The organism is Actinokineospora spheciospongiae (assembly GCF_000564855.1).
In the GTDB taxonomy this organism is placed as follows: domain Bacteria; phylum Actinomycetota; class Actinomycetes; order Mycobacteriales; family Pseudonocardiaceae; genus Actinokineospora; species Actinokineospora spheciospongiae.
The window spans coordinates 56,438-76,779 of the sequence record NZ_AYXG01000074.1 but is presented as its reverse complement, the minus strand read 5'-3'; the positions used below and the strand labels follow the sequence as shown (position 1 = coordinate 76,779).

Below are 20,342 nucleotides of genomic sequence, written 5' to 3'. Positions count from 1 at the left end.
GGTGCTCCGATTGGCCCATGGCCGCATCCCCTCCCCCAGACCCGCTCAAGTTCGCCTACTGGGTGCCGAACGTCAGCGGTGGTCTCGTCGTCAGCGACATCGAGCAGCGCACCGACTGGTCCTACGACTACAACCGCGAACTCGCCGTCCTGGCCGAGGACAACGGTTTCGAGTACGCGCTGAGCCAGGTCCGCTACATGGCCAGCTACGGCGCGGCCTTCCAGCAGGAGTCGACGAGCTTCAGCCTCGCGCTGCTGCTGGCGACGCAGCGGTTGAAGGTGATCGCCGCCGTGCACCCCGGGTTGTGGCACCCGGGGGTGCTGGCGAAGCTGGTCGCCACCGCCGACCACCTCTCCGGCGGGCGGGCCGCGGTGAACGTGGTCTCCGGGTGGTTCAAGGGGGAGTTCACCGCGCTCGGCGAGCCGTGGCTGGAGCACGACGAGCGCTACCGGCGCTCGGAGGAGTTCATCCGGGTGCTGCGGGCCAGTTGGACCGAGGACGAGGCCCAATTCGCGGGTGACTTCTACCGGTTGCGCGGTTACGACCTCAAGCCCAAGCCGCTCGCGGCCGAGGGGAGGCCGCACCCCGAGATCTTCCAGGGCGGGAACTCCACCGCCGCCCGCGCGATGGCCGGGCGCGTCTCGGACTGGTACTTCAGCAACGGCAAGGACTTCGACGGGGTCACCGAGCAGATCACCGAGGTGAACCGCTCCGCCGAGCAGCACGGCCGCACGGTCCGTTTCGGGCTCAACGGTTTCCTCATCGCCCGCGACACCGAGGCCGAGGCCAGGGAGACGCTGCGGGAGGTCGTGGCGAAGGCCGATCCCGACGCGGTCAAGGGGTTCCGCGACGCGGTTCAGCAGGCGGGCAGCTCCACCGGCGACGGGAAGGGCATGTGGGCGGACTCCTCGTTCGAAGACCTCGTCCAGTACAACGACGGCTTCCGCTCGAAGCTCATCGGCACCCCGGAGCAGATCGCCGAGCGGCTGGTCGCCTACCGGTCCCTCGGGGTGAACCTCGCGCTCCTGGGTTTCCTGCACTACCACGAAGAAGTAGCGTACTTCGGCGAGCACGTCCTGCCGATCGTCCGCGCGCTTGAAGCCGACGCCGACCGTGGCGCGGCCACTCCCGAACCGCTGACCGTCTGAGGAGGAAACCGTGACCACCACCGAGACCGACTGGTCGAAGACCGAGACCCCGACCACCGCCGAGGGCTGGGTGTCCCGCGCGGCGGAGGTGTCCGCGCTGCTGGCCGTCGACGCCGTCACCCGCGACAAGGAGGGCAAGACCCCGTACGCGGAGGTCCGGCTGCTCAAGGACTCCGGCCTGGTGACCCTGCTCGGCCCGACCGAGCACGGCGGCGGCGGGCAGGAGTGGCCGACCGCGTACCGGGTCGTCCGCGAGATCGCCGCGGCCGACGGCTCGATCGGCCAACTGCTGGGCTACCACTACCTGTGGTTCTGGGCGGCGCGCCTGGTGGGGACACCGGAGCAGATCACCGCCGTGGAGGAGCTGGCGACGACGAACCGCCTTTTCTTCGGCGGCGCGGTCAACCCCCGCGACTCCGACGTGACCATCACCGACGAGGGCGACACGATCGTCTACAACGGACGCAAGTCGTTCTCCACCGGCAGCCGGGTCTCCGACCTGACCGTGCTCGAAGGCGTGCTGGAGGGCACGGACAAGCACGTCTTCGCCATCGTCCCCTCCGACATCCCCGGCCTCACCTTCCACGACGACTGGGACAACATCGGCCAGCGCCTGACCGAGTCGGGCGGCGTCACCATCGACGGCGTCCGGGTCGACTGGGCGTCGGCGGCGGGGTACGTCGACAAGACCTTCACCCCGCGCGTCTACAACACCCTCAACGTGCCGACGATCCAGCTTGTGTTCGTCAACTTCTACCTCGGCATCGCCCGGGGCGCGCTGGAGACGGCCCGCACCTACACCCGCGAGAAGTCCCGCTCGTGGCTGCACGGCGGCTACGAGCGCGCGGTGGACGAGCCGTACGTGCTCGACGTCTACGGCGACCTCACCTCGAAGCTGTGGGCGGTCGAGGCACTGGCCGACCGGGTGGCGGAGGAGGCGCTGGTCATCCACCGAGCCCCGGACCGGGTGACCGAGCGCGAGCGCGGCGAGCACGAGGTGCGGGTGGCCGCGGTGAAGGCCCGCGCGACGGACGTGGCGCTGGAGATCACCGCCGGGGTCTTCGAGGTGACCGGTGCCCGCGCCACCGCGTCGTCGGAGGGCCTGGACCGGTTCTGGCGCAACGTCCGCACGCACACCCTGCACGACCCGGTGGCCTACAAGCGCCGCGAGGTCGGCGTGTTCGTCCTGCGCGACGAGATCCCCGAGCCCACCTGGTACTCCTGACCGCTCCCGCCCGCCGCGGACCCGGAACGGGCCTGCGGCGGGCGGGGTCGCTCAGGGCCGCAGCAGCGGCTTGACGACCTTGCGCGCGTCCATGTCCCGGTAGGCGTCGGCCACCTGCTCCAACGGGTACTCCGCGTCGAAGACCGGCCCGGGGTCGAGCTTCCCGTCGAGCACGTCCGCGAGGAGTTCGTCCAGGTAGTGCCGGACGGGCGCCACCCCGCCCGCCACCGAGATGTTGTCGGAGAACATCTGCCCCACGGGCAGTTCCGGGCCGCCCGCGGGCACCCCGACGTAACCGACGCGACCGCCCGGCCGGGTGGAGTCGAGGGCCTGCCGCATGGACTCCTTGGTGCCGACGCACTCCAGGACCGCGTCGGCGCCGATCCCGCCGAGCAGTTCCTTGACCTCGGTCACGCCCTCCGCACCCCGGGTCGCCACGATGTCGGTGGCGCCGAAGCGGGTGGCGAGACGCTGGCGGTCGGCGTGGCGGGACATCGCGATGATGCGGCCCGCGCCCAGGCGGGCGGCGGCCAGGACCGCCGAGAGGCCGACCGCGCCGTCGCCGACCACCACGACCGCGTCACCGGGGGCGACCCGGGCGGAGACGGCGGCGTGGTGACCGGTGGCCATGACGTCGGAGAGGGTCAGCAGGCTCGGGACCAGGGCGGGGTCCGGGGTGCCGGGGGTGGCCACGAGGGTGCCGTCGGCGAAGGGGGCGCGGACGTACTGGGCCTGGGTGCCGTCGAGGGCTTCCCCGGCGCGGCTGGTGGAACCCCAGGCCCCGCCGTTGACGCAGGAGGTGTGCACGCCGTTGCGGCAGTGCGCGCAGGTGCCGTCGCTGACGACGAACGGGGCGATGACGAAGTCGCCCGCGCGGACGGTGCGCACGTCGGCACCGACCTCCTCGACGACGCCGACGAACTCGTGCCCGATCCGGCGGGGTTCGTCGGCGCCCCGGACACCCCGGTAGCCCCACAGGTCGGAGCCGCAGACGCAGGCGGCGACGACGCGGACCACCGCGTCGGTGGGCTGCCGGACGGACGGTTCGGCGGTGTCGGCCAGGCGGATGTCGCCCTCGCCGTGCAGGTAGGTGGCTCGCACGGTCCGAACGCTACGCCCGGGTCAGGCCCCCAGCACGCGGCGCAGCGCGCCGAGGACCAGCTCCACCCGCTCTGGCCTGGCGTTGTGCCCCATGAGTCCGATGCGCCACACCGAGCTGGCGAAGGCGCCGACGCCCGCGCCGATCTCGATGCCGTACTCGGTCAGCAGGACCTGCCGAACCTTGGCCGAGTCGACGCCGTCGGGGACGCGCACGGTGGTCAGCTCGGGCAGCCGGTGACCCTCCGCGGCGAACAGCTCCAAGCCCAGCTCGCCGAGCCCTTCGTGCAGCCGCTGCCCGGCCGCGCGGTGGCGCTCGTGGACGGCCTCCAAGCCTTCCTCCAGCACCCGGCCCAGCGCCGCGTGCAGGGAGGCGATCATGGCGACCGGGGCGGTGTGGTGGTAGGTGCGCCCGCCGCTGGAACCGTCGACGTAGGCGCCGATGAGGTTCAGGTCCAGGTACCACGTCGGCGGCCGCTGCACGCGCCGGTCCCAGGCGCGGTCGGAGACGGTGAACGGGGCCAGGCCGGGGGCGACGCCGAGGCACTTCTGGGTGCCGGAGTAGGCCACGTCCACGCCCCAGGCGTCGATGTCGACCTCGATGCCCGCCAGTGAGGTGACGCAGTCGGCGAGCACGAGGGCGCGCTGGTCACGGGCGTGCACGGCGTGCGCGAGGGCCTTGATGTCGCTGCGGACCCCGGTGGAGGTCTCCGCGTGCACGGCCGCCACCATCGACGGCTCCGGGTGCGCGTCCAGGACGCGCCGCACGTCCACCGGCTGCCCCCAGTCGTGGTCGACCCGGACGACGTCGGCGCCGTAGCGGCCCGCGACGTCGACCATCCGCTCGCCGAACAGGCCGTTCACCCCGACGACCACGACGTCACCCGGCCGGGCGAAGTTCGCGAACGCGGCCTCCATGCCGATGGAACCGGTGCCCGACAGCGGCAGCGTCCGCGCGTTCTCGGTGCCCCACACCCGGCGCAGCCGCGCGCAGGTCTCGTCCAGGACCCGCAGGAACTCCGGGTCGAGGTGCCCCAGCAGCGGCGCGGCCAGCGCGGCCGTCGCCTCCGGGTACGGGTTCGAGGGGCCGGGTCCGAGCAGGGCGCGGTCGACGAGAGCCATGCCCGGCACTCTACGACCCGGTCGCGGGCCGAGGGGTCAGTGGTCGAACGCCGGGTACACCGGGAGCGCGCGCTGGCCGTAGCGCCTGGTCAGCGCCGCCACCACGGTCACCGCGTGCTCGGCGGTGGCCTGCTTGCCCATGCGGTCGGCGGCGCGGGCCAGGTCGGCCCAGCGGGCCACCAGCACGTCGGTCTGGTGCGGGCGCGGCACCGAGCCGCCGGAGCCGAGCTGCTGCACGTCCGGCACGGTGAGGAACTGCCAGGTGCTCAGCCAGACCCAGAAGAGCTGCGCGTCGAACAGCCTCGGCAGCAGGACCTCGTCGTCGTCGAGGTCGGGCCACATGACCCGGACCTCGGCCCGCCAGGCGGCGAGCATCGCCGCGGCCATGCCCCTGGGCAGGGCGTAGGCGCACCAGCAGGACGGGAACGGCACGGTCAGGTAGGCGGCGTCGAACATCATGTTCCGCACGCAGCCGCCCTCGAAGTCCAGGAAGCGGACGCCGCGGTTGGTGATCAGGTTGTTGTCGGGGCAGGAGTCCGACGGGCTGAACGCCCGGTGGCGGCCGGTCTCCAGCAGGCCGAGCGTGGCGCGGGCGTCGTCCAGCGCCTCCGCCGGGGTCGCCACGCCGAAGCCGTCGAGCAGCAGCGCGGGCAGTTCGGCGACGGCGACCGGGCCGTCGACGGCCAGCGGGTCCTTGTCCTTGGGCGGCTTGAGCCGCCGCAGCAGGGCGTCGAAGTCGGCCTCGCGGCCCGCGGTGCTGGCGTGCAGCTTGCCCAGCGAGCGCGCCCAGGACAGCAGCGCGCCCTCGGCGACCCTGGCGTCGTCGCCGTGCAGCTTCTCCGCGAGCGTGGGCGCGCGGCCCAGGTCCTCGATGACCAGCAGGTTCGTGTCGCTGTCGTGGGCGAACAGCTCCGGGCACATCCGCTCCTCGGCCGCCAGCGCGGTGAAGAGCTGGTAGCTGACCGCCTCGCGCACCCAGCTGTCGCGCGGGGCGGTGCGCTGGACGTAGCGCTTGACCACCAGCGTGCGGGGCAGGGAGAACGGGCTGGACGCGACCTTGACCCGGAGCACGATCGAGCGGCTGCTGCCGCCGAGGTCCTCGGGGTCGGCGAGCCGGATGCGCACCCCGAACCGCTTGCCGAGCACGGACTCCGCAGCGAGCACGGTGGCGGCCACCTCGGCCTCGCCCAGCTCGACGGGGGCGTGCGCCTCAACCCCGTCCACGGTGCCCGTGTCCGGTGGATCGGCGGCGATCTCCACACTCATCTCCTCCGACCCTACCCGTGGACACCGGCCACGACGCCCTGCGGATGGTCACGAATGCCTTCCTGCGACCGTAGCGAGGTCAACCGATACAGAACGAGACGACCGCCGACAGGTGACGGCAGGAGGCCCGGTTCAGCCGCGAGCCAGTCGGGTGAGGCCGAACGGCTCCCCCGCGCCGCTCACCCGTCCGACAGCGGTCGGCCCGAGTCCCCGGGGGCGCGCACGCCGTGCCGCAGGACCAGCACGAGCGCCGCGGCCAGCACGATGCCGAGCAGGTTGACGGCGAGCTGCGCGGCCGAGCCGAACACCTTGCCCCACTCGCCGAGGATCGCCGCCACCCCGATGTACCCGGCGGCGGGCACGGTGGTGACCGAGATGAACACCCCGACCAGCGCCGCGGACTTGGCCGAGGTCATCGACAGCATGCCCGCCGCGCCCGCCAGCACGGCCACCACCAGCGACCACGGGCCGACCTGGTAGACGAAGTCGGCCTCGTGCCCGTCACCGGTGATGGCCGAGGCGTCGAACATCCCGGCCAGGGTGCCCAGCCAGGCGCCCGCGGCGGTGACCGCGATGGCCAGCGGGAACCCCACGCCCAGCGCCAGGCCCGCCCGCCGGACCAGGTCCCGGCGGCGGCGGACCAGGCCGACGGCGAGCGCGGCCAGCGGCCCGAACTCCGGGCCGACGACCATGGCGCCGACGATGGTGACCGGCGAGTCGGTGATCACGCCGACCGCGGCGAGCAGGCAGGCGATGGTGAGGAACGCCAGGAACGTGGTGTTGAGCCGGGACTCCTCACCGGTGCGGGCGACCAGTTCCTCCCACACCACCGCGTCGGCGGCCTCGCCGGGCGCGCGCCGCTCGGCCCGGTCGCCCGCGTCGGAGAGCACGGTGTCGATCTGCTCCAGCGTGACGCCGCCGTCGTGGTCGACGCCGAGGTCGCACAGGCCCGAGAGCACGTCGTCGGCGGCCTCCCTGGCGAGGTCGGCCTCGATGACGTCGCCCTCCGGGTCGAGCGCGGCCCCGGGGAACATCACCAGGTGCGTCACCCCGGGGTGTGCGCGCAGCAGGCCGACCGCGGCGTCCGCGCGGTCGGCCGGGCACACCACCCGCAGGTGCAGCACGCCCTACTCCGGTTTGGCTTCCGGCTTGGCGGGCTTGAAGTCCACCCCCGCCTCCTTGCGCTGCTCCGGGGTGATCGGCGCCGGGGCGCTGGTCAGCGGGTCGAAGCCGCCGCCGGTCTTGGGGAAGGCGATGACCTCGCGGATCGAGGTCTCCCCGGCCAGCAGCATGACGATCCGGTCCCAGCCGAAGGCGATGCCGCCGTGCGGGGGCGGGCCGTAGGAGAACGCGTCGAGCAGGAAGCCGAACTTCTCCTGGGCCTGCTCGGAGTTGATGCCCATGAGCGCGAAGACCCGCTCCTGGACGTCCTTGCGGTGGATTCGGATGGACCCGCCGCCGATCTCGTTGCCGTTGCAGACCAGGTCGTAGGCGTAGGCCAGGGCGTTGGCCGGGTCCTCCTCGAAGCGGTCGACCCAGTCCGGGGTGGGCGAGGTGAACGCGTGGTGCACCGCGGTCCACTGCCCCGAGCCGACGGCGACGTCACCGGCGGAGCGCGCGGCGGCGGCCTCCTCGAACAGCGGGGCGTCGACGACCCAGACGAACGACCAGGCGGACTCGTCGATCAGCCCGCAGCGCTTGCCGATCTCCAGCCGGGCCGCGGCCAGCAGCGACCGGGCGTCGGCGGGGTTGCCCGCGGCGAAGAACACGCAGTCACCGGGCGCCGCGCCGGTGGCCTTGACCAGCCCCTCGCGCTCGGCCTCGGACAGGTTCTTGGCGACCGGGCCGCCGAGGGTGCCGTCCTCGCCGACGAGCACGTAGGCCAGGCCCTTGTGCCCGCGCTGCTTGGCAAACTCCTGCCAGGCGTCGAGCTGGCGGCGCGGCTGCGCGGCGCCGCCGGGCATCACCACCGAACCCACGTAGGGCGCCTTGAACACCCGGAACGGGGTGTCGGCGAAGTACTCGGTCAGCTCGGTGAGCTCCAGGTCGAACCGCAGGTCCGGCTTGTCCGAGCCGTAGCGGGCCATCGCGTCGCGGTAGGTGATGCGCGGGATGTCCCCGGCGATCTCGTGCCCGGCCAGCTCCCGCCACAGCGCCTTGGCGATCTTCTCGCCGAGGGCGATGACGTCGTCCTGGTCGACGAAGCTCATCTCGATGTCGAGCTGGGTGAACTCCGGCTGCCGGTCGGCGCGGAAGTCCTCGTCGCGGTAGCAGCGGGCGATCTGGTAGTACCGCTCCATCCCGCCGACCATGAGGAGCTGCTTGAACAACTGCGGCGACTGCGGCAGCGCGTACCAGGAGCCGGGGCGCAGCCGGGCGGGCACCAGGAAGTCGCGGGCGCCCTCGGGCGTCGACCGGGTCAGGGTCGGCGTCTCGATCTCGACGAACCGCTCCTCGTGCAGGATCGTGCGGGCGATCCGGTTCGCCTCGCTGCGCATCCGGATGGCGTTGGCCGGGGCGCTGCGGCGCAGGTCCAGGTAGCGGTGGCGCAGCCGGATCTCGTCGCCGACGGAGAGGTGGTCGTCGAGCGGGAAGGGCAGCGGAGCGGACTCGCTGAGCACCTCCAGCTCGGTGACCAGCACCTCGATGGCGCCGGTCGGCAGCTCCGGGTTCTCGTTGCCCTCGGGGCGGACCGACACCTCGCCGACGACCCGGACGCAGAACTCGGCGCGCAGCCGGTGCGCGCGCTCGGCCATCTCGCCCTCGCGGAAGACCACCTGCGCCACCCCGGAGGCGTCGCGCAGGTCGATGAAGATGACGCCGCCGTGATCGCGCCTGCGGGCCACCCAACCGCTGAGGGTGACACTCTGCCCGGCGTGCTCGGCGCGGAGGGTTCCGGCCTCGTGCGTGCGGATCACGGGTCGCGTTCTCCTAGTCCAGATGGTGGGACGCGGCGCGGGGTCGTGGAGACCTCCGTGCACCGCCTGTGCTGGTCAGGCTAGCCAACGGCCCCCGGCACGCGTCGAGCAGGTTTAACCCCGCACCCGGGGCCCACCCGCCCGGAATGGCGATACCTTCGTATTGAGCCATTCGGACGCGTTTGTTGAAACGTTCGGCGGTATAGCCCATAGGTCTTTGGGGTCATCTTGTCACTGGAGGCAGTGACGTCGTCACCCTGGAATTAACACTGGCGCTACCCATGCGGCCTACCAGGACGTACTGTGCTTATCAGGGCGTAAGCGGTAACCCCGGGAGTGAACATGGGTAGCGGTGTCACCCGCGAGCCGGTTCGTGAACTTCACCAGAACGAAAGGCTCCGCCATGCGATGACGGTCGAACCGTCCGAATCGCCCGTCGCCGATGCGTTCCCCGTGGCGCTGCGCTCGGCGATCCAGGCGAGCGGGTTGAGCCTCGACCGCATCCAGTACCGGCTGCGCGCACGCGGGGTGTCCATCAGCGTCACCGCGCTGAGCTACTGGCAGTCCGGCAGGCGCCGACCGGAGCGCGCGGAGTCGCTGGCCGCGCTCGGGCACCTCGAGGACGTCCTCGGCGTGCCCACCGGGTCGCTCATCGCCCTGCTCGGCCCGCCCCGACCGCGCGGCCGGGTCAACCGCGAGTCGTCCCGGCTGACCGTGGAAGCGCTGTGGGGCAACAGCGAACCGGTCTCGCACCTGTTGCGGCGCATCGACTTCACCACCGACTCCGCGCTGACGAAGCTCTCGCAGCACGACCGCATGGAGGTCGCGGTCGACCGCGGCGAGAAGTCGGTGTCGGTCCGCCAGGTCTTCCGCGCCGAGCGCGACGGCGCCGACCGCACGCTGATGGTCTACGACCTGGAACTGCCCGGCCGCCCGTTCCCCGAGGTCACCTCGGGCGACAACTGCCGCATCGGCCGGGTCGCCCACGACCCGACCGCGGGCTTGATGGCCGCGGAGATCATGCTCGACCAGCCCCTGAGCCGCGGCGAGACGACGATCGTCGACTACGCCCTGCACCACCCCGGCCCCCCGTACTCCCGCGGCGACGACGCGTACTGCCGCAAGTTCACCTCACCGGTCCGCGAGTTCGTGCTGGAGCTGCGGTTCGACCCCCGTGCCCTGCCCGTCTACCTGGAGCAGCACACCCTCGACGCCGACGACCAGGTGACCAACCGCAAGAAGCTGGAGGTCACCGCCGACGGCAAGGCCCACGCGGTCGCCCTCGACTTCGGCCCGGGCATCCTCTGCGCCCGCTGGGAGTGGCCGGATTAACTCGCAGGCGCAGCCAGCCGACCACCCAACAAACCGGCGGCCCGCCCACCACCCACCCGAACAACACCGGCGCAGCAACAACCTGCCGACCACCCCGAAAACCGCCGGCCCGGCAAGCGAACTGCCCGGGTGGGTGGATGTGTTTGGCCGGGGGTGGCGATCATGTGACAGCCTGCCTGGGCGGTGGGGCATCTTTTCAGCCCCACCCGGTCACACTGGAGCACATGATCGCCATAGGGGCCCCGGCCAAACACACCCACCCAGCCGGGCACACCCGCAAAAACCCCGGAACAGCAACCGATCCCGGGCTCTAGTCCCGCCCCACCAGTTCCCGCGCCAGCCCCGCCACCGGCCCGACGACCGTCACCGCGGGCGGGCGAATCCCCCGCTCGACCACGTCCGCCGCCACCCGGTCCAAAGTAGACCGGAGCACCCGCTGGTTGCGCGTCGTGCCCTCCTGGACCACCGCCACGGGGGTGTCCCCCGCCCGCCCACCCGCGATCAGCACGGCGGCGAACCGGTCCAGCTTGTCCACGCCCATCATGATCACAACGGTGCCGCCGAGCCGGGCCAGCGCGTCCCAGTCGGTCAGCGAGGCGGGGTCGTCCGGGCCGATGTGCCCGGAGACCACCACGACCTCGTGCGCGACGCCGCGGTGGGTGACCGGCACGTCGACGGCGGCGGGCACCGAGAACGCCGAGGTGATGCCGGGGACGACGGTGACCGGCACGCCCGCCTCGGCGCAGGCGATCAGCTCCTCGAAGCCGCGGCCGAACAGGTACGGGTCGCCGCCCTTGAGCCGGACGACGAACTTGCCCGCCTTGGCGTGGGTGATCAGGGCGTCGTTGATGGCGTCCTGGGTGGCGGCGCGGCCGTAGGGGATCTTGGCGGCGTCGATCACCTCGACCGTGGGGGCCAGCTCGTCGAGCAGTTCGCGCGGGCCGAGGCGGTCGGCGACGACGACGTCGGCGCGGGCGAGCAGCCGCCTGCCGCGCACGGTGATCAGCTCCGGGTCGCCGGGCCCGCCGCCGACGAGCGCCACCCCGGGCAGCTCCGGTGCCCGCGCCCCGTCGGGCACCCGGCCCTCGCGCAGGGCGTCGAGGAGGCCGTCGCGCACGGCCGCCGAGCGCTGGTGCGCCCCACCGGCGAGCACACCCACCAGCAGGCCCTCGTACTCGCCGGTGGCGGGGGTCACGGCGCTGCCCTCGCTGCCCGCGTCCGCGCGCACGCAGAACACCCGGACCCGTTCGGCCTCTTCGGCGACGGCGACGTTGACCGCGGTGTCGGAGGTGCAGCACAGCACGTACCAGGCGCCGGAGAGGTCGCCGGGGCGGTACTCGCGCCGGTGCCAGACCAGTTCGCCCGCGTCGGCCATGGCCTCCACCGACGGGGTGGCCTCGGGCGAGACGACCTCGACCAGGGCGCCGGAGCCGACGAGGCGGGGCAGGCGGCGCTGGGCGACGATGCCGCCGCCGACCACGACGACGCGGCGGCCCGCGAGGTCGAGCCCGACAAGGTAGTGCTGCTCGCTCATTGCGACAGCATGACGGTTCCGGCCCCGATCACCACCCGCGGTGCCCGATCAGTGTGACCCACCTGGCACCGCGACGCGGTACCCGACGCCGCGCACGGACTCCACGCCGAGGTCGGCCGGGGCCGCGCGCAACTGGCGGCGCAAGCGCTTGACGGCGGACACGACGGCCTGCGTGTCGCCCACGTACGGCCTGCCCCAGACGTGCGTGGTGAGTTCGGCGAACGTCCACACCCGACCCGGTTCCCCGGCCAGGGCGGACAGCAGGTCGAACTCGCGGGCCGACAGCGCCAGCGGGGCGCCGTGCCAGGTGGCCGAGCGCGACCCCGGGTCGAGCCGCAGGCCGCCGCACTCCACGACCGGGTGCGCGGTCAGCAGCGGCGGCGCCTCGGCGATCGTGGTGTCCAGGGCGGTGCGCAGCGCCCGCTGGTCCGGCAGGTACAGCACGGCCGCGCGCCCCTGGGTGGCCTCGGCGATCGCGGCCAACTGCTCGGTGCTGGTCCCCACGCAGAGGACTAACGGAACGTCCAAGCGCTCCAGCACGTTCCCGGTTTCCACCGGTCACCACCCCCCACTGCCGAGTTCGGCATCCACTGACAAGAACGTCACCGATAGGGGTCGCGTCGTTACAGGAATAAGGGTGTGATCCAGGCAATGGGAGGGCAAAAACCGGTCACGGCCCGCCAAAAGACCCGATACCGCCCGGATTCGCGCCTTCATTTGACGCCCGTGATCAGGCAGCGTCAGGAGGAACCGGAAAGTCAGCACTCGACTACCGGTGGTCACGCGCGAACCCTGCCGCGCGAGTTGGGAGTCCCATCTTGTCAGCAAGTCACCACCGGCGCAGACCACGAGGCCGGACCACCCTGACCCTGACCTCCGCCGTGCTCGGCCTGCTCGGCGCGCTCACCGTGCCCGCGGTGGCCGCGCCCGCCGCGCCCTCCCCGAACGACAAGATCGACACGACGGTCGCCGCGGCGTTCGACGCCAAGGACAGCACCGACTTCTGGGTTTCCTTCACCGACAAGGCCGACCTGAGCGGCCCGTCCCGCGTCGCCGACTGGAACGCCCGCGGCCAGGCGGTGGTGGACGCGCTGCGCGCCACCGCCGACCGCAGCCAGGCTTCCGTCCGCAAGGAGCTGGACGCCGCCGAGGTCGACTACAGGTCGTTCCACATCGCCAACGCCCTGCGCGTGCACAACGGCTCGGAGGCGCTGGCCACCTCGCTGGCAGCGCACGGCGAGGTCAGGTCGATCCTGCCCGCGCGCACCTACGAGCTGCCCAAGCCGCTGCCGAGCCAGGCGGTGGCCGAGGTGAACTCGGTGGAGTGGGGCCTCGCGGCCATCAACGCCGACGACGTCTGGTCGCAGTTCGGCGTACGCGGCGAGGGCGTCGTGGTCGGCAACATCGACTCCGGGGTCGAGTTCGACCACCCGGCGCTGGTCGGCAAGTACCGCGGCAACTCCGGCGGCGGCACCTTCGACCACAACCACAACTGGTTCGACCCGGCCGAGGTCTGCCCGAGCGCGGCACCGTGCGACAACAACGGCCACGGCACGCACACCATGGGCACCATGGTCGGCGACGACGGCGCGGGCAACCAGGTCGGCGTCGCCCCCGGCGCCCGCTGGATCGCGGCGAAGGGCTGCGAGACCAACGGCTGCTCGGACGCCTCGCTGCTGGCCTCCGGCGAGTGGATGCTCGCCCCGACCGACCTGACCGGCGCCGACCCGCGCCCGGACCTGCGCCCGCAGGTGGTCAACAACTCCTGGGGCTCGTCCAACGGCGCCACGATCGACCCGTGGTACCGCGACACCGTCAACGCCTGGCGCGCGGCGGGCATCTTCCCGTCGTTCTCCAACGGCAACTCCGGGCCCTCGTGCAACACCGCGGGCTCACCCGGGGACAACACCGAGTCCTACGCCTCGGGGGCGTTCGACTCCGCGGGCGCCATCGCGTCGTTCTCCAGCCGCGGCCCGGGGGAGAACGGCGACGTGAAGCCGAACATCGCCGCCCCGGGCGACGACATCCGCTCGTCGGTGCCCGGTGGCGGCTACGAGCTGAACAGCGGCACCTCCATGGCGGCGCCGCACACCTCCGGCACGGTGGCGCTGATGTGGTCGGCGGCACCGTCGCTGGTCGGTGACATCACCCGGACGCAGGAACTGCTCGACGAGTCCGCGACCGACGTCAACGACACCGCCTGCGGCGGCACCGCGGCGAACAACAACGTCTGGGGCGAGGGCAAGCTCGACGCGTTCGCCGCGGTCGACCGCTCCCCGCGCGGCCCGGTGGGCACGCTCGCGGGCCACGTCACCGACGCGGCGGGCAGCGCGCCGGTCGCGGGCGCGACCGTGGTCGTCACCGGCCCGAGCAACCGCACGCTGACCACCGACGCGACCGGCGCCTACGGCTCGGTCCTGCCGGTGGGCGACTACACCGTCGCGGTGTCCGCGTTCGGCTACGGCAGCGGTTCGGGGACCGCCACGGTCACCGAGGACCAGACGGTCACCCGCGACGTCGTGCTGGCCCCGGTCGCCCGGCACACCGTGTCCGGCACCGTGCTCGACGCGCAGGGCGGCCCGGTCACAGGCGCGACCGTGCAGGTCCTGTCCACGCCGATCCCGGCGGTGACCACGGACGCGGCCGGGGCGTACTCCATCCCGAACGTGCCCGAGGGCGGCTACCGCGTCACGGCGTCGGCGGGCGGCTGCTCCGACCCGCAGACCAAGGACGTCGTGGTGGACGGGGACGAGGTGGTCGGGTTCACCCTGCCCAGCCGCGCCGACTCGTTCGGCAACCACTGCGTGCTCGACACCGCGCCGTACGTGGAGGGCGACACCCCGCTGGCGCTGACCGGGGACGACTCGGCGGTCGCCGTGCCGCTGCCGTTCAGCTTCTTCTTCTACGGCAACAACTACACGCAGGCGTTCGCCTCCACCAACGGCCACCTGAACTTCCTGGCGTCGAGCACGGCGTACTCCAACGTCGCGCTCCCGGCGGGCGGTGCGCCGAACGCGGCGATCTACCCGTTCTGGGACGACCTGCTGCTCGACTCCACCAGCCGGGTGGCCACCAAGACCACCGGCACCGCGCCCAACCGCGAGTTCGTCGTGGAGTGGCGCAACGCGACCTTCTACCAGGCCACCGCCACCCGGGTGGACTTCGAGGTCGTGCTGTCGGAGAGCGGTGAGATCTCCCTGCGCTACCGGGGGATCGACCCGAACAGCACCCGCGAGCGGGGCGCGTCGGCGACCGTCGGCATCGAGAACGCGACCGGCACCGTGGCGTTGCAGTACTCCCTCAACGCCCCGACCCTGGCCGACGGCCAGTCCATCCGGTTCAAGCTGCCGCCGACCGGCATCGCCACCGGCCGGGTGACCGACGCCAACGACAAGGCGCCGATCAGCGGCGCGACCGTCCGGGTCCTCAAGGCGGGCGCGGAGACGGCGAAGCTCACCACCGACGCCGACGGCCGCTACCGGGCCCGCCTGCTGGCGGGCACCTACAGCGTGGAGGTGACGAAGCCGAACTACGCGACCCAGACGAAGAACATCACCGTGTCCGGCGACCTCACCGTGAACTTCGCGCTGAAGACACCCCGGGCCGAACTGCCCACCGCGCCGCTGACGTTCCTGGGCCAGTCCGGCCAGCTCCGCACAGCCGTGGTGACCCTCAAGAGCACCAGCGACCTGGCGCTCGACTACACCCTGGCCTCCAACGCGCCGTGGGCGTGGGCGGTACCGGGGTCGGCGACGCTCAAGCCGGGCCAGCAGCAGGACATCACCGTCCGGGTCGACCCGACCGGCCTGCTGCCCGGCGTGCACCAGGCCGCGGTGACCCTGACGACCAACGCGGGCCGCACGCCCACGCTGGTGGTCCCGGTCACCCTGGTGGTCCCCGCCTACCGCACCGGCGTGGACGTCGGCGCCACCGCGGGCCACACCGACCGGGCGGCGGACTCCTGGGTGGCCGACCGCGCCTGGACCCCGGGCGGCTACGGCTACCTGAGCAACGGCCCGGTCGTCACCACCAAGAAGGCCATCGCGGGCACCGAGGACGACACCCTCTTCCAGACCCAGCGGGAAAGCGCGGGCGGCTACCGCTTCGACGCCCTCCCGGCGGGCACCTACCAGGTCGAGCTGTCGTTCGCGGAGCTGAAGCCCGCGATCGTGGCGGGCAAGCGCGTGTTCGACGTGTCGCTCAACGGCACGAAGGTCCTGGCGAACCACGACATCGCCGCGACCGTCGGAACGCTCACGGCGGACACCCGGGAGTTCTGGGTGACGGTGCCGGAAGGCGGGTCGATCTCGGTGGAACTGGCCGCGTTGCGCGGCAAGCAGCCGCCGGTGGTCAACTCGATCCGGCTGACCCACCGGCCGGACAGGGCACTGCCGTAATCGGCGCCTGACAGCGGAAGGCCCCTCCCGGCACCAGCCGGGAGGGGCCTTCCCGTCCCACAGCCCACCATCGGTCCACAGCGGGCACAGGGCGACGACCGACCGTTCCGAGAACCGGCGGCAGGCCCCGGGGAGTCACGGCAGTGGAGCGGGTCCTACCGCCTGCGGCCCGAGCCGGACCGCGCGGAGAACGCCGCCGCCCCACCACCGCTGCTGCTCTGACCGCCACCCTGGCCGGAGGACTCGGCCCTGGGCTCCGCCGCCCTCGGCGTGGAGCCGCCCGAGCGGCCGGAGCCCGTCCGACCGGACCCGGTGCCGGTGCGCGCCGAGCCCGCCGCGGTGCCCGCGCGGCCCGAGCCGCCCGCGCGCTGCCTGCCTCGGCCGCCTTGACCGCCGGAACGCTGGCCGCCGGAGCGCTGCGAGCCCGCCGCCGTGGTCCCGGAGTCGGTGCTCTTGTCGCCCACCGGCTTGTCGGCGCGGGGCTTGCCGGGGCGCTTGCGCGGGGTCGCCGCGCGTTCGGAGACCTCGACCAGCACCCGCTCGCCCGGTGCCAACTCGGCCAGGAGGGGGTGGCCGGGGCCCGCCTTGGTCGTGGTGGGCTTGATGCCCGCCTTGCGGGTCAGGGCGCGGACGTCCTCCACCTGCTCGTCGGTCATCAGCGTGACCACCGTGCCCGCGGCGCCCGCGCGGGCGGTGCGGCCGGAGCGGTGCAGGTAGGCCTTGTGCTCGACCGGCGGGTCGGCGTGGATGACCAGGGTGACGTCGTCGACGTGGATGCCCCGGGCGGCGATGTCGGTGGCGACCAGGGTGGGGGCGGTGCCCTCGGCGAACGCGGTCAGGTTGCGGGTGCGGGCCTGCTGGCCGAGGTCGCCGTGCAGCTCGACCGCGCGCACGCCCGCGGCGACGAGCTGGCGGGTCAGCCGGGTGGCGCCGCGGCGGGTGCGGGTGAACACCAGCGAGCGGCCGGGGGCCGAGGCCAGGTCGACCAGCACCGGCAGCCGGTGGGTGCCGTCCACGTGCAGCACGTGGTGGGTCATCGCGGCGTTGGGCGACTGGGCCGAGTCCACGCTGTGGGTGACCGGGTCGGTCAGGTAGCGGCGGACCAGGACGTCGATGCCGTTGTCCAGGGTCGCGGAGAACAGCAGCCGCTGGCCCGACGGCGGGGTGCGGTCGAGCAGCCTGCGGACCACCGGCAGGAAGCCCAGGTCGGCCATGTGGTCGGCCTCGTCGAGCACGGTGACGGCGACGTCGTCGAGCCGGGCGTGCCCCTCGGCCAGGTGGTCCTCCAGCCTGCCGGGGCAGGCGACGAGCAGGTCGACGCCCGCCTTGAGGGCGGTGACCTGCGGGCCGGGGCGGACCCCGCCGAAGACGGTGGTGGCGCGCAGCCCCAGGGCGGCGGCCAGCGGCGCGGCCGCGTCGTGGATCTGGGTGGCCAGCTCGCGGGTCGGGGCCAGGACGAGCGCCCGCGGCCTGCCCGGCCGGGGCCTGCCCGCCACGGCGGCGATCCGGGCCAGGACCGGGATGAGGAACGCGTAGGTCTTGCCGGAGCCGGTGCGGCCCCGGCCGAGCACGTCGCGGCCCGCCAGCGAGTCGGGCAGGGTGGCGGACTGGATGGGGAACGGCGCGTGCACGCCCACCTCGGCCAGTGCGGACACCAGCTCGGCGGGCACACCGAGCTCGGCGAAACCGGGCTCGGCGGAAGGGGTGGAACCGGGGCGGCTGGCCGCCATGGGGCGTCTCCGAACGTAGAGGACTCGGGATGTCATGCCTGGTCGGCGGTGATCATCGAGATTGTGGTGGGTCGCCGTCCTGCTCGGCGCGGAACCCGGCCGCGGCGCAGGGGACCGACGTGGGACGGGCGACCGGTGGGGCCGCCGTCACCACCATCCTACCGGGAACGCCGCGATGGGGGCCGGATCGCGGGTGGGGTAGTGTTTTTCCCGCCAGCACCCCGGCGTGCGGCGGCGACACCGCCCCGGCCGACGCCCGGTCCCGGCTCCCCCCTTGCGACGACACCCTCCCGGCACCCGCACGCGGTGCCGTAGACCCCCTTTGGAGTACCCATGACGGTCAGCGACACCGACGTCACGCGCGGCGCCGCCGACGAGTTCAACCAGGCCAGGACCGACGCCAGGGAGGGCATGACGGCCCAGCGGATTCGCGCGGCGCGCACCGTGGCCGGTTACGCGACCGACCCGGAGGACTGCCTGACCCTGCTGCGGATGCTCGGCCTGGACGAGGACAGCGAGGCCCCCGACAGCGCCCGCCCGGTCCACGTCGCACCGGTGCTGTAGGACGGTCGGGCGGGTTCAGCCCGCCTTGTGCCAGAGGCCGTCGATGCCCTCGACGCGCGCGCGGTGGTCGACGTAGAGCAGGCAGAGCACGGCACCGCCGAAACCGGCCTGCACCGTGCCCACCAGCGCGACCGCCAGCAGGTCGGCCACCGTGCTGCCGCCGCTGATCTGCGCGAAGAGCGCCTGCGCGAGCGCGGCGAGCAGCCCGCCCGCCAGCACCACCAGGGCGGTGACGCCGAGGACGCGCCACCAGCCCACCGCGTGCACCAGTTCGCGCGAGCGGCTCAGCGACGCCACCGGGGACACCTCCTCGACCACGGCCACCGACTGGGCGAAGGTGAACGCGATGGCCAGGTAGACCACGGCGGGCAGGGTGATCATCGTCAGCAGGACCGCGACCGGGCCGAGGACGGCCAGCAGCGCGATGTTGGCGAAGGCGATCAGCCCGATGAGCAGGGCCTCGACCAGCAGCACGCCCAGCAACCTGGGCAGCGCCCGACCGGTCTCGGCCAGCGCGGGGCCCAGACCGGTGCGGTGGCCGAAGACGGCGCGGGTGACCACGACGGTCACCACGCCGGTGATCAACAGGCCGAACACTGAACCGAGGCCGAGGTAGAGCAGGTAGTCGATCACCAGCGGGCGTAGCTGCTCCCAGCTCGCCGTCCCGTCGGTGGGCACGGCCGACGCCGACGGGACCGAGCCGAGGACGAGGGTGCTGAGCAGCCAATGCAGCAGCTCCACCGCGAGCAGCACGCCGAGGGTGAAGCCGAGCAGGGCGCCCGCGTTGCGGCGGACCGCCAGGTACGCGCCCTCGACGAGGTCGTGGAGAGCGAGCGGTCGCAACGGGACGACACCCAGCCGCAGCGGCTCCCCGTGCGGCGTGCCCACGCCGGGCTCAGTCATCGTGTCCGGTCCCCAGTGCCCATGTCCCCAGTGCCCATGTCCCTCTGCCCATTCCCGGTGCCCGTTTCCGCTGCTCGAACCCCGCAGCCCAGCGTCGCGCGGCCCACGTCCCCCGGTGGGTGCCCGCCGCACCCAACCTACAGGTAGCCCGCGACGAACTTGAGCGCCTCGGGCAGCGCGCGGGTGAAGTAGGCGTCGTCGTGCCCGCCCGCGGTGAAGGTGGCGGTGGCACCCACGGCCGTGGCGAAGGCCTTGCTGGTGGGCAGGTAGTCGCGGTCCTGGCTGCCGCACCACACGCCGACCGGGAGGTTGGCGTACTCGGGGGCGTGGCGCAGCGGCTCGACGTCCTCCCACTGCTCGCGCTGCCGGTAGACCTTGGAGCGCTCGGCGTCCGACCAGGTGTCGAAGAGGGTGGGGCTGATCGCGGCGACCGCGGACAGGCCGGGGGTGCGGGCCAGGTGCAGCGCGCCCGCGCCGCCCTCGTCGATGCCGACGGCGGCGAACGGGGTGCCCGCCAGGTCCTGGCGCTCCAGCCAGCCGGGCAGGTCCTCGGTGAGCATCCGCTGCGGGTCGTCGTCCTTGTGCCCCACCCAGTTGCCGCCGTCGACCGCCGCGACCGCGAACGGGGTCGCGCCCCCGGCGACCAGGTCGGTCAGCATCCGCTGCACGCCGTAGGACACGAAGCTCTTGGCACCGCGCAGGTCCGCGTGCAGCGCGACGCACACCGGCATCGGCGCGGCGGGCACGCCGCCGGGGCGGATGACCACGAAGTCGACCTCGCGGTAGCGGGCGGTGGACAGGTTCCGCGCGGTGACCACCGGCGCGGCGTCGGTCGTCGGCGGGCTGCTGCGCAGCAGGTCCGGGCCCGCCCCAGGGGTCGCCGGTTCCCGCTGGCACCCGGCGATCAGGCTCGCCCCCAGACCGGCACCACCCCACAGCAGGGCCCGTCGGGACAGTCGTGCAGTTCGCGCAGCGTTCACAAGTTCTCCGCTCGTCACGGTCCCCTGCGGTGATCTTATGGGGCGGCCAACGACCCTAGGGGCTGCGTGGGAAAAAGCCCACACCCGCCGCCCGACGCGCGACGGCGACTAACCGAGCCACAACC

15 protein-coding genes are annotated in these 20,342 nt (G+C 73.0%); 5 read left to right on the top strand and 10 right to left on the bottom strand.

Annotated features, from left to right (window positions below; all coding sequences use genetic code 11):
- The first annotated feature begins 17 nt into the window (after positions 1-17).
- Both sfnG and UO65_RS09860 read left to right on the top strand, forming a co-directional pair.
- The gene (gene sfnG / locus UO65_RS09865) at positions 18-1,148 is read left to right on the top strand and encodes a dimethylsulfone monooxygenase SfnG (protein ID WP_035280894.1); all 1,131 of its coding nucleotides are present in this window, start codon (positions 18-20) and stop codon (positions 1,146-1,148) included.
- A gap of 10 nt (positions 1,149-1,158) precedes the next feature.
- Positions 1,159-2,373: an acyl-CoA dehydrogenase family protein gene (locus UO65_RS09860; protein ID WP_052020962.1), complete on the top strand. Its 1,215-nt coding sequence runs from the start codon at positions 1,159-1,161 to the stop codon at positions 2,371-2,373.
- Positions 2,374-2,424: 51 nt separating this feature from the next.
- On the opposite strand, the gene UO65_RS09855 is transcribed toward UO65_RS09860, so the two are convergent.
- The 5 genes from UO65_RS09855 to aspS form a co-directional block, all read right to left on the bottom strand.
- Positions 2,425-3,474 carry a zinc-binding dehydrogenase gene (locus tag UO65_RS09855; protein WP_035280893.1) on the bottom strand — a complete coding sequence of 350 codons (1,050 nt, stop codon included), beginning with the start codon at positions 3,472-3,474 and terminating at the stop codon, positions 2,425-2,427.
- Positions 3,475-3,495: 21 nt separating this feature from the next.
- The gene (locus UO65_RS09850; protein WP_035280891.1) at positions 3,496-4,593 is read right to left on the bottom strand and encodes a pyridoxal-phosphate-dependent aminotransferase family protein; all 1,098 of its coding nucleotides are present in this window, start codon (positions 4,591-4,593) and stop codon (positions 3,496-3,498) included.
- 36 nt (positions 4,594-4,629) lie between these two features.
- Entirely contained in the window at positions 4,630-5,859 is a 1,230-nt protein-coding gene (locus tag UO65_RS09845; protein WP_324608962.1) for a hypothetical protein, read from the bottom strand.
- A 179-nt stretch (positions 5,860-6,038) separates the two neighbouring features.
- Entirely contained in the window at positions 6,039-6,983 is a 945-nt protein-coding gene (locus UO65_RS09840) for a DUF389 domain-containing protein (protein WP_035280888.1), read from the bottom strand.
- 3 nt (positions 6,984-6,986) lie between these two features.
- The gene (aspS, locus tag UO65_RS09835; RefSeq protein ID WP_035280886.1) at positions 6,987-8,777 is read right to left on the bottom strand and encodes an aspartate--tRNA ligase; all 1,791 of its coding nucleotides are present in this window, start codon (positions 8,775-8,777) and stop codon (positions 6,987-6,989) included.
- 408 nt (positions 8,778-9,185) lie between these two features.
- On the opposite strand from aspS, the gene UO65_RS09830 reads away from it, so the two are divergent.
- Positions 9,186-10,109, top strand: a complete 924-nt coding sequence (locus tag UO65_RS09830; protein ID WP_035280884.1) for a helix-turn-helix domain-containing protein — start codon at positions 9,186-9,188, stop codon at positions 10,107-10,109.
- 310 nt (positions 10,110-10,419) lie between these two features.
- Here the strand turns inward: UO65_RS09830 and cobA are convergent, their stop codons facing one another.
- Together cobA and UO65_RS09820 are read right to left on the bottom strand one after the other, a co-directional pair.
- The gene (gene cobA / locus UO65_RS09825; RefSeq protein ID WP_035280881.1) at positions 10,420-11,643 is read right to left on the bottom strand and encodes a uroporphyrinogen-III C-methyltransferase; all 1,224 of its coding nucleotides are present in this window, start codon (positions 11,641-11,643) and stop codon (positions 10,420-10,422) included.
- A 48-nt stretch (positions 11,644-11,691) separates the two neighbouring features.
- Positions 11,692-12,198 carry a winged helix-turn-helix domain-containing protein gene (locus UO65_RS09820; RefSeq protein WP_152552041.1) on the bottom strand — a complete coding sequence of 169 codons (507 nt, stop codon included), beginning with the start codon at positions 12,196-12,198 and terminating at the stop codon, positions 11,692-11,694.
- 263 nt (positions 12,199-12,461) lie between these two features.
- Here UO65_RS09820 and UO65_RS09815 point away from each other — a divergent pair, with 263 nt between their 5' ends.
- Positions 12,462-16,040: a carboxypeptidase regulatory-like domain-containing protein gene (locus tag UO65_RS09815; RefSeq protein WP_200873350.1), complete on the top strand. Its 3,579-nt coding sequence runs from the start codon at positions 12,462-12,464 to the stop codon at positions 16,038-16,040.
- A gap of 155 nt (positions 16,041-16,195) precedes the next feature.
- Here UO65_RS09815 and UO65_RS09810 read toward each other — a convergent pair whose 3' ends face one another.
- On the bottom strand, positions 16,196-17,770 hold the full coding sequence (locus tag UO65_RS09810; protein WP_052020960.1) for a DEAD/DEAH box helicase: 1,575 nt from the start codon (positions 17,768-17,770) through the stop codon (positions 16,196-16,198).
- A gap of 333 nt (positions 17,771-18,103) precedes the next feature.
- On the opposite strand from UO65_RS09810, the gene UO65_RS37310 reads away from it, so the two are divergent.
- Entirely contained in the window at positions 18,104-18,334 is a 231-nt protein-coding gene (locus tag UO65_RS37310) for a hypothetical protein (protein ID WP_035280879.1), read from the top strand.
- 15 nt (positions 18,335-18,349) lie between these two features.
- On the opposite strand, the gene UO65_RS09800 is transcribed toward UO65_RS37310, so the two are convergent.
- Together UO65_RS09800 and UO65_RS09795 are read right to left on the bottom strand one after the other, a co-directional pair.
- The gene (locus UO65_RS09800; protein WP_152552040.1) at positions 18,350-19,237 is read right to left on the bottom strand and encodes a hypothetical protein; all 888 of its coding nucleotides are present in this window, start codon (positions 19,235-19,237) and stop codon (positions 18,350-18,352) included.
- Positions 19,238-19,374: 137 nt separating this feature from the next.
- Positions 19,375-20,217 carry an alpha/beta hydrolase gene (locus tag UO65_RS09795; RefSeq protein WP_052020959.1) on the bottom strand — a complete coding sequence of 281 codons (843 nt, stop codon included), beginning with the start codon at positions 20,215-20,217 and terminating at the stop codon, positions 19,375-19,377.
- Between the last annotated feature and the right edge of the window lie 125 nt (positions 20,218-20,342).